12 protein-coding genes are annotated in these 15,633 nt (G+C 70.0%); 2 read left to right on the forward strand and 10 right to left on the reverse strand.

Annotated features, from left to right (window positions below):
* Positions 1–27: 27 nt before the first annotated feature.
* From EAT49_RS12665 to EAT49_RS12685, 5 genes are read right to left on the reverse strand one after another with little or no spacing between them, the layout of a single operon-like run.
* A complete protein-coding gene (locus tag EAT49_RS12665; RefSeq protein ID WP_185020745.1) occupies positions 28–2,136 on the reverse strand; it encodes a phosphotransferase in 2,109 nt (702 codons plus the stop codon).
* Positions 2,120–3,934, reverse strand: a complete 1,815-nt coding sequence (locus tag EAT49_RS12670; RefSeq protein WP_123642703.1) for an ABC transporter ATP-binding protein — start codon at positions 3,932–3,934, stop codon at positions 2,120–2,122. Before EAT49_RS12670 ends, EAT49_RS12665 begins: the two co-directional genes overlap by 17 nt.
* Entirely contained in the window at positions 3,931–5,079 is a 1,149-nt protein-coding gene (locus tag EAT49_RS12675; protein WP_123642704.1) for a glycosyltransferase family 4 protein, read from the reverse strand. Before EAT49_RS12675 ends, EAT49_RS12670 begins: the two co-directional genes overlap by 4 nt.
* A complete protein-coding gene (locus EAT49_RS12680; RefSeq protein ID WP_123642705.1) occupies positions 5,079–6,308 on the reverse strand; it encodes a glycosyltransferase family 4 protein in 1,230 nt (409 codons plus the stop codon). Before EAT49_RS12680 ends, EAT49_RS12675 begins: the two co-directional genes overlap by 1 nt.
* A gap of 19 nt (positions 6,309–6,327) precedes the next feature.
* Complete coding sequence (locus tag EAT49_RS12685) at positions 6,328–7,560, reverse strand: glycosyltransferase family protein (protein WP_123642706.1); 1,233 nt, start codon at positions 7,558–7,560, stop codon at positions 6,328–6,330.
* Positions 7,561–7,809: 249 nt separating this feature from the next.
* Between EAT49_RS12685 and EAT49_RS12690 the strand changes: the two genes are divergently transcribed.
* Together EAT49_RS12690 and EAT49_RS12695 are read left to right on the forward strand one after the other, a co-directional pair.
* Positions 7,810–9,429 carry a sensor histidine kinase gene (locus EAT49_RS12690; RefSeq protein ID WP_123642707.1) on the forward strand — a complete coding sequence of 540 codons (1,620 nt, stop codon included), beginning with the start codon at positions 7,810–7,812 and terminating at the stop codon, positions 9,427–9,429.
* Positions 9,426–10,160 carry a response regulator transcription factor gene (locus EAT49_RS12695; protein ID WP_123642708.1) on the forward strand — a complete coding sequence of 245 codons (735 nt, stop codon included), beginning with the start codon at positions 9,426–9,428 and terminating at the stop codon, positions 10,158–10,160. The genes EAT49_RS12690 and EAT49_RS12695 overlap by 4 nt, the downstream gene beginning before the upstream one ends.
* Before the next feature lie 194 nt (positions 10,161–10,354).
* Here the strand turns inward: EAT49_RS12695 and EAT49_RS12700 are convergent, their stop codons facing one another.
* The 5 genes from EAT49_RS12700 to EAT49_RS12720 form a co-directional block, all read right to left on the reverse strand.
* Positions 10,355–10,666: a MocE family 2Fe-2S type ferredoxin gene (locus EAT49_RS12700; protein ID WP_123642709.1), complete on the reverse strand. Its 312-nt coding sequence runs from the start codon at positions 10,664–10,666 to the stop codon at positions 10,355–10,357.
* Between the two features lie 270 nt (positions 10,667–10,936).
* The gene (locus EAT49_RS12705) at positions 10,937–11,272 is read right to left on the reverse strand and encodes a hypothetical protein (protein WP_123642710.1); all 336 of its coding nucleotides are present in this window, start codon (positions 11,270–11,272) and stop codon (positions 10,937–10,939) included.
* A gap of 11 nt (positions 11,273–11,283) precedes the next feature.
* Positions 11,284–13,320 carry an aldo/keto reductase gene (locus tag EAT49_RS12710; RefSeq protein WP_123642711.1) on the reverse strand — a complete coding sequence of 679 codons (2,037 nt, stop codon included), beginning with the start codon at positions 13,318–13,320 and terminating at the stop codon, positions 11,284–11,286.
* A gap of 49 nt (positions 13,321–13,369) precedes the next feature.
* On the reverse strand, positions 13,370–14,506 hold the full coding sequence (locus tag EAT49_RS12715) for a fatty acid desaturase family protein (RefSeq protein ID WP_123642712.1): 1,137 nt from the start codon (positions 14,504–14,506) through the stop codon (positions 13,370–13,372).
* On the reverse strand, positions 14,503–15,606 hold the full coding sequence (locus tag EAT49_RS12720) for an ABC transporter ATP-binding protein (protein ID WP_123642713.1): 1,104 nt from the start codon (positions 15,604–15,606) through the stop codon (positions 14,503–14,505). The genes EAT49_RS12715 and EAT49_RS12720 overlap by 4 nt, the downstream gene beginning before the upstream one ends.
* Positions 15,607–15,633: the final 27 nt, after the last annotated feature.

Here is a 15,633-nt window from a genome sequence, read left to right on the forward strand (position 1 = left end):
TCGAGCCTTGCGGGGCGGTGCGAGCCGCTAGGCATCCTCAAGACCGCGGGCGCAGGCCTCGCCCGTCGACAGGATCGCCGCTGTGGCATGGCTTCGGTCTGGCATCCGCTGGCTGATCGCGACGTGGCGGATGAACGAGACCCATTCCAGAACGGCGAGGCGATCGCGATCGACGGGACCACGGAATTCCTCGTAGCCCGTCAGGAACGCGTCGGCACCGGCACGAAAGCCGTCCGCCCGCCCGTGAAGGCGCAGGCTCAGCTCGGTCAGATGCGCGCGGAGGTTGCCAAGGTCGAGCAGCGGGTCGCCGCGGGCGAAAAGGTCGAGGTCCACAAGCCAGGCGGTCCTTCCGTCGATCAGCACCTGGTCGGGGTGAAAATCGCGGTGGATGCCGGTCGCGGCCGCGGGCGGGAGCGCGCCGAGCAATCTTTCGGCGATGCCAAGGAGCCGCTCTGCACGGGCGCGCAGGCTAGGCTCTGGCAGAGCGGCAAAGGCGGCGCGCAGGACGGCGAGTTCGTCGTCCATCGTCCAGCTCCGATCCGCCGCCGCGTCCGCGGCGTGCAGAATGCCGAGGGCCTTCCCTGCGGAGCGCAGGGCGTCGGTCGTCAGAATATCTCCGAGCGGCCGACCCGAGACCACCTCCTGGAGCCAGAGCGCTCCGATCTGGCCCAGGGGTTCGGGTACGCCGACATGGTGTGGCCCCCGGCCGTCGAGGCCGGCGGCGCGGAGCGCCTGGTGCAGCCTGGGCGTGCGGCGGTCGGGACCCTTGGCCCGCAGTTTGCCCAGCATGGGCGGCCTGCCAGGCAGGTCGTAGCGGATCAGCGCCCGGCGTCCGGGCTTGTGGCGCAGGAGCGTGACAGCGGGCGTCGCGCCGAGAGTCGGCCCCATACGCGCCGGGTCGAGAGCGCCGGAGAGGCCCGGCGTGGGCTCCCGCGCTGCCGCCCTCCGCCCGTCGAGACGGTCGGAGATCAGCGCGAGCACCGCCCGCGCTTCCGCATCCCAGGCAGGGCGCCGGGTGCGGAACCCCTCCCCCGCGATGGCGAGCAGGGCCGCGGCGCGGTGTTCCTCCACCCCTTCGGGCACGGCCCCGGCCGTGGCGGCGTAGCCGTCGCACAGCGCGGTGGCCGCCGCCTCTGCCTCGGACGCCGCCAGGATGCCCTCGATCACGTCGGCGTCGAGCCGTGCGAGGAAGGTGCCGAGGTCCTGCGCCGGGGCGCCGACGCCCATTCGGTCCCAGTCGATCACCACCGGCGCTCCGTCCCGCAGCAGCACCTGGTCGGCAGTGAAGTCGCCGTGGATGCGGCAGGGAGTGGCGGCGATGGCGCGCAGCGCCGTGTCCAGCCGGGCGGCGAGCGCGGCGGCCTTCTCGGCCTCGTCGGGAAGGAGCGCGGCAACGGTCCCGGCCGCGGTCTGCGCGTCGGGCAGCGCGACGGGCTCGCCCGGACGCGGGGCGGCGCCGTGGAGCCGAGCCAGTTCCGCGCCGGTCAGCCGATGGGCGGCGGTTCCGCTCGCGCCGGCCATCGGGCTGCCCTCGATCCACCCGGAGACGACGCTGCGCCGCCGCTTCCTGATCCCCAGCAGCGGTACGCCGGCCACCCGCGCAGCATGGCGCGCGCCCGCGAAAGCGGCGCGGAAGGCCTCGTCCGCATGGGCCTTGATCAGGGCGCGGGGGCCCTCCGCCCCGTCCGCCCTCAGCACCAGGCGCCGGCCGGGCTTGTAGCGCAGGAGCCGGAGGGTCGTGTCCTCGAGGCCGAAATGGGCGAGGAAGGCACGGCGCCCGTCGGAGTACTGTAGCACCCGTGCCGCTGCGATCTCCCGGTCGAGGCCGAGCGGCGTGACGGCGATGCAGTGCTCGTCCACGAAATGCGCCCGCAGCGGCCCGGTCCGCCATTCCTCGCGCTCACGCACCTCCGCGTAGCGGCCGGGCGGATAGGCCATCGCGGCCCAGGCACGCAGCGACCCTGTCGGAGAGGTGAGCGCGACGACGCAGCTCGTTCCCGGCTTGTAGCGCAGGTAGGTGGGCTGCATGTCGGCAAGCCCGACCTGTGCCGCCATGCCCCGCGCGTCCAGCAACGCGGCAAGGCCCGGCAGGTCCGGGTCGCGGGCGGCAAGCGCCGCGTCAGCTGGCGAGAGCATGGGCTCCCGCGCCCCGCAGCATCTCCGCGAACCGTCCGCCCCGGCGCAGCAGATCGGCCGGCGCGCCGTCCTCCGCCACGCGACCGCCGTCGAGCAGCAGGACGCGATCGGCCGTCGCCGCGAGTTCGAGGTCGTGCGTGACAAGCAGAACCGTACGCCCCTCCGCAAGCTGCCGCAGCGCATCGGCCACGATCGCCCCGCTGTCCCGGTCTAGGCCCGCGGTCGGCTCGTCGAGGATCAGGATCCGGCTGTCGCGGAGTGCCGCCCTGGCGATGGCGATTCGCTGCCGCTGCCCGGCCGATAGCGTCGAACCGCGCTCGGCGATCTCGGCGTCGTAGCCCTCGGGCAGCGCGCGGATGAAGCTGTCGGCATGGGCGAGGCGTGCGGCGGCCTCGATCTCGTCCCGTTCGACGTCGCGTCCCGATCCCAGCGCGATGTTCTCCGCGATGGTGCCGCGGATCATCAGCGGGTCCTGCGGCACGAGTCCGATTTGGGCCCGGAGCGAGCGCAACGTGACGGTGCGGATATCGGTCCCGTCGATCAGGACCCGACCCGCGGTGGGGTCGTAGAGGCGCAGGACGAGGCTGGTGAGCGTCGACTTTCCGGCACCGGAGGGACCGGTGATCGCCACCGTGGTTCCTGCCTCGATCACGAAGCCCGCACGATCGAGCACCGGCGCGCCGTCCCCACCATAGCGGAAGCTCACTTCCTCGAAGGCGATGCGGCCGTCGAAACGCGGCGCGACCTTCGCATCCGGCCTGTCCGTGACGGTGGGGCTCTGGTCCAGCAGGCTCACGACCCGCTCGCCGGCCGCGACCGCCTTGGCGAGTCTGGCGGTGTACTTAGCGTAGTGCCTCACTGGACGGAAAGTCTGCTTGAGGTAGGTGACGAAGATCAGGAGGTCTCCCGGCGTGATCCGCCCGGCCAGCACCTGCAGCGTGCCGTACCACAGCACCAGAGCGAGCCCGAGGCCCGACAGCAGGTCGACGGAACGCTCCAGCCCGGCGGCGAGCCGTTTGCCCTTCACGCCCTCGCGCATGTCCTTGTCGTTGGCGCCCTCGAACTGGGTGGAGACCTCGTCCTCGAGCCCGAGGGCCTGGACGGAACGGATGCCCGCCATGGTCTCGGCGCTGGTCGCGGCGAGTTCTCCCTGCCGCTTGCGCTGCTTGCGGCTGACGTTGCGGATGCGGGTGCCGAGCCGGCGCGACAGCAGCCAGAGGAGCGGCAGGGGCGACAGGGCCACGAGCGCGAGCCGCCAGTCGAGCCAGAACATCACGCCGATCATGCCGGCGAAGACGAAGACGTTGGCCAGCAGCGGCAGCGCCGCGGTCACCAGCGTCTCCTTCAGCATGCCGACATCGCCTATGAGCCGCATGGTCAGGTCGCCGGCCCGGGCGCGGGCATGGAAGCCGAGCGGCAGGATCTGCAGGTGTCGGAAGAGATCGGCGCGAACCTTCGTCAGCACCCGATTGCCCACCAGGGCGAAACCCAGAGTCGAGACGTATTGAAAGAGCGCCTTCAACGCGACCACGGCCAGGAGCCCCAAGGCGCAGAGGGTAAGAAGGGTCATCGGGTCGAGGGAGGCGGCGATATCGGCCTCTCCCGCGGCGCTTGGCACCACGCGGTCGATAATGAACTTGAGGGGCCACGGCTCGAGCAGTTTCATCGCCGTCGCAGCGAGGAGTGCCGCCACCGACCCGCCGAGGAGCGCGGCGTGGGGCCGCGCATAGGGCGCGAGCCGGCCGAAGACCTGCCGGAGGGACGGCAGGATTTCCGTCAGGCTCTCCTTGCGGCTCATGCAGCGCTCCTCTTGCCGATGCCTGCGAGGGCGAGGACTCGGGAGGCGACCCCGTCCCAGGTCCGCGTGGCGAGGACCTCGGCGCGTGCCTCCCGGCCGAGCGCCTCCCGCCGGGCCGGGTCGCGCGCGAGGTCTGCCAGCGCGGCGGCGAGGGCGCGGCGATCGCCGGGGGCGGTCAGGAGACCGGTGCGGCCGTGATCCACGACCTCTGGCAGGTGACCCGAACGGCTCGTCACGACGGCAAGACCCGCGGCCATGTATTCGTAGATCTTGAGCGGCGAGAAGTAGAAGTTCTCGCTGGCGGGATAGGGCGCCAGCCCGACATGCAGGCGCGCGAGCTGCCCCGGCACCGAGTCCGGGGCGACGGCCCCGGTGAACTCTACCGCATCTGCCACGCCGAGGTCGGCGGCCAGCGTGACCAGGCGGTCCCGCTCCGGCCCATCGCCGATGATGACGAGCCGGGCGTCGGGGACCTCCTCGCGCAGGATCGCCAGAGCGGCGATCGCAGAATCGACGTCGTGCCAGGGCTTGAGGCTGCCGAGGAAGCCGACGGTAAAGGCGCCCTCGGGCCGCGCCACTTCCGGGAACCGGTCGGGGGAAATCGCGTTCGGCACCACCTCCACGATGCGGCCTCCGAGGCTCCGGCAATGGGCCGCGACGGCGGGCGAGACGGCGGTGATGGCATGAGCCGCCTCCATCGCGCGCCGGGCGCTGGCTTCCGCAGCCTCGGGCCGTGCGAGGGTCCGGTGACGGGCCTGCTCCTCGCTCAGGGGGGCATTTACCTCAAGCAGGCCGGGGACGCTCAGGTCCCGGGCCGTCTCCATCGCCGCATGGGCATAGAGCGCATGGCGTTCGTAGATCATGTCGAGGGGGCCGGCGGCCCTCAGCGACGACACCACCTCGGCGTTGAGGGCGAGCGCGTCGCGGGCCCGATCCTCCGCGTTTCCTTTCCGCGGAAGGGGCAGAGGCGCCGTCGCCACCCGCGCGAGGTCTCCGGGGGGCGTCCCCTCCAGCCTGGGCGAGAGCAGCGTGACCTCCGCGCCGAGAGAGACGAAGGCCCGAAGCATCTCCTGGACGTGGATCGACGCGCCCTTCGTGCCGAAGACCGGGATACCGGGATCGGTGCAGACATAGGCGATGCGCATCAGGCCACCCCCCGCAGGTCCGCGCCGGCCGTGCCCATGGCCTCCGAGAAGACTGCACGCAGGGTGGCGGCATTCCGGACCACGTCGAAGTCGCGCTCGATCCGGGCCCGGCCGCGGCGCGACATCTCTTCACGCAGCCCAGGGTCGTCAAGGGCGCGCGCAAGACCCGATGCCAGCCCCTCGGGATCCGCCTCCGGGACCAGGAGGCCGGTCTCGCCATCCGAGATGAGCTCCGGGATTCCGGTCACGGGGGTCGCCACGCAGGGCAGCCCCAGCGCCATCGCCTCCAGCAGAACCGTGGGCAGCCCATCGCGGTTGCCGTCGCCGCCCACGACGCAGGGACAGGCGAAGACGGCGGCGCGGCGCATCTCCGCGACCACTTCGGCCTGGGCCATCGGACCGGCGAGGGTGACGGCATCTCCGAGGCCGGCAACGTCGATCTGCGCGGCGAGGTTCTCCCGCTCGTCCCCGCTGCCGACGATGCGGCAGGTCACGTCGCGGCCTGAGGCCCGCATCAGCCGGATGGCTTCGACGAGGATGTGGAAACCCTTCTTCTCCACCAGCCGTCCGACGGCGAGGACCTCCCGTGCGCCGGGCTCCGGCGGGACGTAGGGAAACCGGGTCAGGTCGAGCCCGTTGTAGATGCGCAGCACGTTGCCGGGCGCCGCGCCGAAACGGTCCTGAAGAAAGCCGACATTGTAGTCGGAAACGGTGACCACCGCCTTCGCATCGGCGATCTTTCGGTCGAGATGCTGGGGCGCCTCGTAGTCGTAGTAGATGTCCTTGGCGTGCGCGGTGAAGCTGTAACCGATCCCTGCGAGGGCGGCCGCGAGCCGGGCGACGGCGGTCGAGACGGTGCCGAAATGGGCGTGCAGATGGCCGACCCCGCGATCCCGGCAGGCCAGCGCCACGACGATCGCCTGGGCGACGTCGCGCCCGTCCGTGTCGGCCATGCGGGCGAAGGCGCGAGCGGCATCGGGTAGCCGGGCATGGGCCTCGGCGATCAGTTGCCAGAGAGCGTCGGCGCCGCGGAACGCATGGGGCACGAAGGTCACGGGGGCCCGCACCTGGCCGAGATTGTCCTGGAAATGCGTCTCGGCCACGGGCCGCAGGGCGAAAATCTCGATCTCCTGGCCCGCGGCCTCGTGCGCGAGGATCTCTCCCACCACGAAGGTCTCGGAGAAACGCGGATAGCGCTTGAGGACGTAGCCTACCTTGAGGTCGGTCATCACGGGGCTCCTTTCGGGGTCAGGACGCGCGCAGCGGTAGCGCGCCCGCGCCGAGCATCTCCGCAGCAAGCGCCCGGACCCGGTCGAGTCCGCCCATGTCGAGGGCGGGGCCGGTCGGACGGGGCGGCGGAGAGGCGAGCCAGGCGCCGAGGGCCGCGGGACTGAGGCCATCGGGATGCAGCATGTCGGCGAAGCCGCGCGCCGCCAGCCGCTCGGCCCGGATCAGCTGTTCCTCCCGCGGGCGGACCCGCGGCACGATCAGGGCGGGCCGGTTCAGTGACAGGACTTCGCAGGTGGTGTTGTAGCCGCCCATCGCGACGATGCGCGAAGCGCCGGCCATCAGCTCGATGGGCTCCTGCAGGAAGGGCAGAATCGTGATCTCCGGCCGCCGCGCGCCGAGGTCGCGGATGCGGTCGCGCAGGGCGCCCGGCATCTGCGTGCCGGTCACGAGGATGCCCCGATGCCCGGGCGGCAGAGGCGTTCGCACGAAGGCTTCGCAAAGGCTGGCGCCGTCGCGGCCGCCGCCCACGGTGCAGAACACATAGGGCGATGGATCGTCACCCAGCACGGTGCGCGCCTCGGTGATGGCAAGGTCGGAGCCGCACCGGACGGAATGGTCCAGGTAGCCCACATGCTGAGCACGCCCGGCAAAGGCGCCGCCCAGCTCGCAATCTGCGGCGACGTCGTAGAGGGCGGGGTCGCCGTAGATCCAGATCGCGTCGAAATGCCGGCGCACGGTCTCGAAGTTGCGCTGGCGCAGCCATTGCCGCCGCACGGCCGCGGGCCGGTCGATCACGTCCCGCAGGCCGAGCACGATCCGCGCCCGGTTCCGGGACCGCAGCGCCTCGAGCGTTGCGTCGAGTTCGAAGAGGGCCCCCCGGGGCACGTTGTCGACAATCATCAGGTCGGGATCGAAGACGCGCACTGCGGCCTTGATCGCCTGGCTCCGAAGAGCAGTGAGCGCGCCCAGGTCCTGGCCCAGATCCCGCGGACGATAGCCGCCGTCTCCCTGCTTGGCATAGGCCGGCAACGTCAGGACGTCGACGCCCTCCGGCAGGTCGAAGGCCCCGGCCTCGCGCATGCCGCCGATCAACAGGATCTCGGGCGTGGGCTCGATATCCCTCAGCGCACGGGCCAGCAGGAGGTTGCGGCGCAGATGCCCGAAGCCAAGCGTGTCGTGGGAATAGAGCACGATCCGAGGGGCCGTTGCCCCGCGACCGAAGCGTTCTCCTGCGTGGTTTCCATCTGCCATTCGCACCCTCCGGGTCGACGGGCAGTGTGAGCGGATCACCGTGCATCGAGGCACGGGCGGCACGCCCCCACTGTCATGCGGCTGTCATCTACAGGTCATACGTGAGGTTATTTCGTCGTCTTCAAATTAGAATCCCACGAGAGGCTCCGGCGTCCGGTTTTGCCGCGCCATCGGCGGCGTTATTCTGCCGACATCCGCGGCCAACCGCCGATTTCCCGACCGCCTGTCGGATCTCCCGGGACTGTTGAGATGAAGATCAGGACCAAGCTCTTTGCCAGCCACGCCACGATGTCGGGGTTGGCCGTCGTCGTCGCGCTGGCGATCATCGCGATCCTGCGGGTCAGCGACGCCAACGTGCGCGAGCTGCAATCCTCCTACGAACAGATCCGCGCGATCAACCTCATCGATTCCCGGGCGAACCGCTACTCGGAGCAGGTGGCCGAACTCTTCATACTCGGCACCGACCCTGCCGAGATCGAGGAGGCGCATGCCGGGCTCTTCGCCGCCCTCGCCCACAAGGAGCTCCTCGTGCGCATGGAACAGGACGAGCTGTCCGACGCGGCGGAGCTCGACCGCGGGCGGGAGGAGATCGGACGGCTCGAGGCGATGCGCGACGCGGTCGCCAATCTGGAACTCGGGTGGCAGGAGGCCGGGCGCCTTCTCGAGGCGGGCCGCCGCGCGGAGGCGGAGCGGCTCTATCGTGAGCGGATCGAGGACGGGTTCGACAGCGCCCTCGGCCAGCTGATCGAGACCGCGACCCTTGGCGAGCGTGAGGATGTCGAGAGGGCGATCGCGGCCTCGGCTGTCCTGTCGGACCGGCTGAGGATGCTCGCCCTTGCGATGGTCGCCGCGACCGCCCTGCTGGTGCTGGCGAACGCCGTCATCGTCCACCGGACGATCTCGCGGCCGATCGCGGCGCTCGCCGCAGGCGCCGATGCCGTCGGCCGCGGGGACCTCGACCATGTCCTCCACCTGCGTCGCCGGGACGAGCTGGGCCACCTCGCGACGCGCTTCAACGAGATGACGGCGCAGATCCGGGCGCAGCGCGAACGGCTGATGGGAGCCAAGCGCAACCTCGAGGCGCAGGTGGCCGAACGCACGAGCGAACTGCGTGAGCGCAGCGACGAGCTCGAGGCGGCCGTGTCGCGGCTGCGCCGGCTCGACTCGGACCGCGCGCAGTTCTTCGCAGACATCAGCCACGAACTGCGTACCCCGCTCACGATCATCCGCGGCACGGCGGAGGTCGCGCTGCGCTCCCAGGACGGAGGCGCGGACCGGCTGCGCGAGGCGCTGGCGCAGGTGGTGCGCAAGACCGATCAGATGGGCAGGCTGGCCGAGGACCTGCTATTTCTGTCCCGGTCGGAGGCCGGGGCAATCCAGGTCGAGCGCGTGCCGATCGACCTCCAGGACGTCTTTGCCGACGTGGTGCTGGACAGTCATGGCCTTACGGGGCGGGCCGGGATCACCCTGTCGCCGCGCCAGACATCGGAGCCGGTGGTGGTCGAGGGCGATGCCGACAGGCTGCGCCAGGCGATCCTGATACCGCTCGACAACGCGATCCGCCTCGCGCCCGCAGGCTCCACCGTCCGGTTGGAACTGGCGCGACACGACGGGCGGGCGAAGGTCACGGTCTCCGACGAGGGGCCGGGGTTCACCCCTGACGAGTTGGAGAATGCCTTTCGCCGCTACTTTCGCGGCGAAGGCGGCGGCGGTCGGTCGGGGCGCAGCACCGGGCTCGGCCTCGCCATCGCGCAATGGATCGTCGGCGAACACGACGGGTCCATCACCATCGACAGCGCACCGGAGAAGGGCGCGACGGTACGGATCGACCTGCCGCTCGCGGAGACCAGGACGGAGACGGCAGCATGAGCGACACCCGAATCCTGATCGTCGAGGACGATACCGAGATTGCCGAGTTCATGAGCCGCGGCCTGTCGGCCGAAGGCTACGAGGTCGTCGTCGCGCCCAACGGAGCGGGTCTCTTCGACAACCTGCGGGACGGCGACGTGGACCTCGTGATCCTCGACCGGATGCTGCCCGATGCCGAGGGGATCGACCTCTGCCGCCGGCTGCGCGCGACGGGGGACGGCGTCCTCGTCGTGATGCTGACCGCCCGCGACGCGCTGGAGGAAAAGCTTGAGGGCCTGCGCTCGGGCGCCGACGACTACCTGACGAAGCCCTTCGCCTTCGAGGAACTGCTCGCACGGATCGAAATCCTTCTGCGGCGCAGTCGCGGCACCCAGGCCGTTCTGCCCGCAGGCTATGCCGACCTCATCATAGACCGGGCGCGCAAGGTCGCGCGGCGCGGCGGTCGCGACCTCGGGCTGACCGCGACGGAGTTCAACCTGCTCGAGTATTTCGTCGACAATGCCGAAATCGTCGTGAGCCGGATGGACATCCTCAACAACGTCTGGGGCTACGATTTCGACCCGAACACCAACATCGTGGAAGTCTACATAGCATATCTGCGCAAGAAGATGGAGGGGCCGCTGGGTCCCCGACTGATCCGCAACGTCCGCGGCTTCGGCTACATTCTCGATGCCGACAGCGTCAATGCGGCGGCGCCGGCCCCCGGCAGGACCGAGCGACACGGCACTTGAAGCCTGTCCGGCAACCTGCCTTGCCGTTCGTGACACGGGCGCATGTTCCCGCGGGCGGCCATCGACGCCTCTCCAGCGGCGGGCTCGGGCCCGATCCCGACCGATCGGAACGCTTCGGCCATGGCCATGGCCCGCCCGCGCCCCGACTTTCGACCATCGCCAAGCCTGCCGGGAGCAGGACACGGAGCATGGATTCAGATCTCGATCTCGATCCGCCCCTCCCGGATCCGGGCCGGGAAGGTTCTCAAGTCGACGGTGACCGGCGCGCGCTGTGCTGCGCCCGTGCGGATGTTGAAGCGTCCGTTGTGCTTCGGGCATTCGATCTCGTCGCCCAGGACGAGGCCGTCGCACAGATGCACTTTCTCGTGCGTGCAGAGCCCCTCGGTCGCGTGAGGCGAGCCGTCCTCCGCGCGGTAGACGGCAAAGGTCCGGTCGTCGTGATCGAACCGGATCACGTCCTCGGGATCCAGCTCCTCCAGAGAGCAGACATCTACCCAGTCGGCCATAACCACATCTCCTTAGTCTCCATGTCTCGATGCACAGTCATCGCGACCGGACATCCGGAAGGGGCCCTGCCCTGTCACCGGAGTTCCGCACACCGTCACGCCGGGTCCCCGGCCTGTGGTCCTGCGCAGAGCGCTTTGCGGGTCGCGGCCGGCCGGCGGACCGACCGCGTGCATCTCGTGCAGACGCCAGGAGGCACGTCGATCCGGCCCCCGGCCATCGGTTCGGCTCGTCGTGGCCGTCCGGCCTGCCGCCAGCCCCGCTCCGGCCCATCAGCTGAGCAGTCCGCCGTCCACGGCGAAGGCCTTCGCCGTCACGTAGCGCGCGCCGGACGATGCCGGGAAGAGATAGGCCGGCACCATGTCTTCGGCCTCCGGCGCCGGATCGGCCGCAAGCAGTCGCGTATCCGGCAGGTGCCGCGCAGCCGCGGCGTGGTGGTGCGCGATGGCCCCGGCGCCGATGATCAGGACGCGGCGCGGCCCGGTCATGCTGCAAGGTGCCCACAGCCCCGCGGCCCGCGCATCCGCCATGGCCCGCGCGCGGTCGTAGTCCCGCCCCTCGCGGCGCGCGATCTGGGTCCAGCCGTAGACATTCGTTGCGATGAACATGCAGGTGCCTTTCAGGCGACGAGCGCCGCCGGGGCGCTGTCGGTCTCGAGGTTGAGCCAGGCGCGCTCCTCGGGCGACAGCCCGAGAGTGAGCGCAGGCAGTGTGGACGCGAGTTCACCGGGGCTGCGCGGCCCGATCAGCGCGAACGAGGGAAACGGCTGGTACAGGACCCAGGATGCAGCGACGTGGTTGGCCTCCACCCCGCGGGCCCGGGCGAGCGTTTCGGCCCGGCGGCGCCGCTCCTCGTTCCGGGCGCTGCCGAAGCAGGACTCGGGTGCTGTCTCCACCGGGAGGCGGTGGCGCAGGGGTTCGGGCAGGAAATAGCCTCGGGCCTGGCTGGACCAGCTCAGATGGACGATGTCATTCTCGGCAAGGAAGGCGAGGCTGGCGGGATCGTTTGACGAGATGCAGCCGAACCAGACCGGCCGCTCCATGACGGCGAGGGAGAGGTTGTTGTTCAGGATGCGCGGCCCGGGCTTGCCGCTGCGCCGGCCGGCCTCGCGTGCCGCGGCGAACCGCCCCGTGCTCCAGTTCGACCCGCCCCAGATACCCACCCGCCCCGAGTTGCGCAGGCGGTCGAAGAGATCGACGAACTCGTCGACGGGTACATCGGGATTGTCGCGATGCAGTATGTAGATCGGCGCCCGGTCGAGGCCGAGCCGCGCCAGCGAAATGTCGAGCTGCGCCTCGATCGCGTCGGGCGTGCAGTAGGGCGTGACGCCGCCCTTCACCACCACGACGATTTCGTCCGCGACCTTCCGCGAGGCGATCCACTGACCCAGCACCTCCTCGTGCTGCCCCCCGCCATAGACGAAGGCCGTGTCGAAGGCATTTCCCCCCGCCTCCATCCAGGCGTCCCAGATCACTGCGCCTTCCGCGGGCGTGTTGCGGTTGTCGCAGCCGATCACGAACTGGCTGAGGGGAAGATCGACGCCGTCGATCGCGCGGCGCGGCACTTCGGGAAGCCCCTTGGGAAGGGAGCCCGCAAGGCGGCGCACCACTCCCGGTGACTCCGCGAAGGTGCGATATCCCACCTCGCGCCGCCAGAGGTCGAGGACAGCCGCGGTCGCGATGCTCTCGGCATGGGAGACGCAGGGCGCGGGAGGCTCTGTCAGGCCCTCGGCAATAGCCCGGCTCGCCACGTCCGCCTCGAAGGCGAAGAGCTGCCACGGATGGCGGATGACCTCTTCCTCCTCGCCCGCGGCGGTCGTGATGCGGATCGTCGTGTCCGAGGGGCCTTCGTTCCGGCCCGGAACCCAGGGGTTCGTCAGCAGGAGGCTGCCCTCGCTTCCGTCGACGCGGAACGTGTTCTCCATCACCCGGCAGATCGCGCAGGCAAGTTCCGCCGTGATGTCGCCCGGAAAGACGGCCGAGGCATGGGAGATTTCGTCCACCCCGGTCGCGCCGAGGCGGCCTGTGGCCCTCAGGCTCTCGGGCGCGGCGAAGCGCTGTCCGATGGCGGCACCGGCCACCAGGCCCGCCCCGGTCAGCGGGTAGCCGCCCACGTCGATGATGCCGCCGCCGGCCAGATGGTAGGCATGGACCCGGGACTGCGGATTGGCGCGGGCGTCGAAGCCGAAGGAGGCCCGGATGTGCTCGACGCGGCCGATCCGCCCCGACCCGATCACCTCGATCAGGCGGGCGATCTGGGGATGGCAGCGGTACATGTACGCCTCCATAAAGAAGACGCCCTCCTGCCGCGACGCCTCGACCAGGACCGTAACCTCCGCCTCGTTGAGGCCCGCCGGCTTTTCCACGAGGACGGGCTTCCCGGCACGCAGGGCGAGAAGGCCCAGCTCCGCGTGCCATGGATGCGGTGTGGCGACGTAGACGGCATCCACCTCGGGGTCGGCGACGAGCTCGGCATAGGTCTCGAACCGCTTGCCAACCGCGACGCCGTGCCTGTCACCGAAGGCCGCACGGCGGTCAGCGCTGCGGCTGGCGATGGCGTGAAGCCGCCCCGTCCCGATCTGGGACAGACCGACCGCGAAGTTCTCGGCGATGGTGCCGGGGCCGATGATGCCCCATCTGATCGGTGTGGTCGCCATCTGTCAGTCTTCCTGGTGTCTGAAGTGTTTCCTCGCCGCCCGATCCCGGTCAGGCGCGGCGGATGTCGAGGCTGTGGAACTCGTCCCGGTAGGGCTGCGCGCCGGGCGGCAGGGACTTGCGGATGTAGTGATCCGGCTCCCGCCGCTGCCGCCAGAGCGCGCGCAGAAGCTCGCCGTAAGCCTGCGGGATCGACGGGTTCGCCGGCGGCAGGTCGTGCTTGATCAGCTCGTGCAGGCGGGGCAACGCGTGGTATGGGACCATGGGGAATATGTGGTGCTCGACGTGGTAGTTCATGTTCCAGTAGATCCAGCGGCTGACCGGGTTCATGTAGACCGTCCTGGTGTTGAGCCGGTGGTCCGGGACGTCCTCCGCAAGTCCGCCATGCTGCAGGAAGGCGGTCATCAGGACGTGCCAGGACCCGTAGAGACGCGGCCCGCCCACCAGCAGCAGCGGCAGGATCGACCAGGTTGCGAACGCCAGACCGATGGTCGCCGCATAGATCGCCACATGGACCCGCGCCCAGAACACCGCTTTCGGCCACTCCGAGGCGGGGATGTAGTCGCGCTCCGCCGGGCTAAGATTGCCGAAGGCGTTCCGCACAAGGGTGGCGAATCCGAGAAAGACGTGCGGGAGGCCCACGAAGGCCAAGGTCTTCGCAAGGATGTTCGGCGGCCGCATGAGCAGGATTTCCGGGTCGCGGCCCACGATGATCGTGTCGGTGTGGTGCCGGGCGTGGCTCCAGCGCCAGTTCACCGGATTGCGCATCAGCAGGAACGAGGTGAAGTGATAGACCGCGTCGTTCATCCAGTCAGTCCGGAACGCCGTGCCATGGCCGCATTCGTGCCAACGGGAATCCGCCACCGAGGCGTAGAGAAGCCCGTAGACAAGGAACACGGGAAGCGCCCACCACGACCCCCAGAGCGCGACCGCTGCCGACCCGGTCCCGACCAGCAGGACGAGCCAGAGGACCGTATCCCGGATCGCCGGACCATCGGTGCGGCGCATCAGGTCCTTCATCACCTTCCTTGGAACGTCGGAATGATACCACTCCGCCGACGCGAGACCGATCTCTACGGCACGGCGCGCCTCGGGTCCGGTCAGGCTGTAGTCGCGGCCCCTTGTCGAGGCGGGCCCTCCGGCCGTGCCGCGCGGGTGCAGACTTCCTTCGATGGATCGATCGGTCATCTCGGTCCTCCGGTCGCTCGGTCGAGCGGCGCGAGCGCGCGGCCCTCGCTGTCGAAAAAGTGCAGTTTCGAGGGCTCGATGAAGAGGTCGATCTCCTCACCGATCCCCGGCGCGACACGGTCCCGGACCACCGCGACCACCTCCACTCCGCCAAGTCGGGTCGACAGAAGTGTCTCTGCGCCCGTCGGCTCCACCACCTCGACCCGGGTGCGGAGCGTCGGCAGGCTGGACGATCCGAGCGAAAGGTGCTCCGGCCGGATCCCCAGCGTCACCTTTACCGCCCCGGGCAGCCGGGACGCCATCGCGCCGAGCGGAAACCGGGCGCCCGGACCGCCGTTCTCGACGACCGCCGCGTCGCCCTCGATCCGCGCCGGGACGAAGTTCATCGAGGGGCTGCCGATGAAGCCCGCGACGAAAATGTCCGACGGCCGGTCGTAAAGTTCGAGCGGAGACCCGACCTGGACGACGCGTCCCCCGTTCATCACCACGATGCGGTCTGCCATGGTCATGGCCTCGATCTGGTCATGGGTGACGTAGATCGTGGTCGCCCCCAGCCGACGGTGCAGCGCCCGGATTTCCGTCCGCATCTGGACCCGCAGCTTTGCGTCGAGGTTCGACAGCGGTTCGTCGAAGAGAAAGACCTTCGGATCCCGGACGATGGCCCGCCCCATGGCGACCCGCTGACGCTGTCCGCCGGACAGCTCCCTCGGCTTTCGCTTGAGATAGTCGAGCAGGTTCAGCACACCGGCCGCCTTGTCGACTTCCTCGGCGATCCGGGGTTTCGGGGCGCGGCGGAGCCTCAGCGAGAAGCCCATGTTCTCGGCCGCGGTCATGTGCGGATAGAGCGCGTAGGACTGGAACACCATCGCGATGTTCCTGTCGCGAGGCAGGACCTCGGTCACGTCCGCGCCCCCGATCCAGATCTCGCCGCTCGAGACGGTCTCGAGCCCCGCGATCATCCGCAGGAGGGTGGACTTGCCGCAGCCCGAGGGCCCCACGAGCACGAGGAACTCTCCTTCCGCAATTTCCAGATCTACGGCTTGCAGCACGTCGAGCGCGCCGAAGCTCTTTCGCAGGTCCCGGATCGTCACCGCGCCCATGGCCGCCACTTCTCCTTCGATTCGCGG

It is taken from the genome of Histidinibacterium lentulum (genome assembly GCF_003789055.1).
Lineage (GTDB): Bacteria > Pseudomonadota > Alphaproteobacteria > Rhodobacterales > Rhodobacteraceae > Oceanicola > Oceanicola lentulus.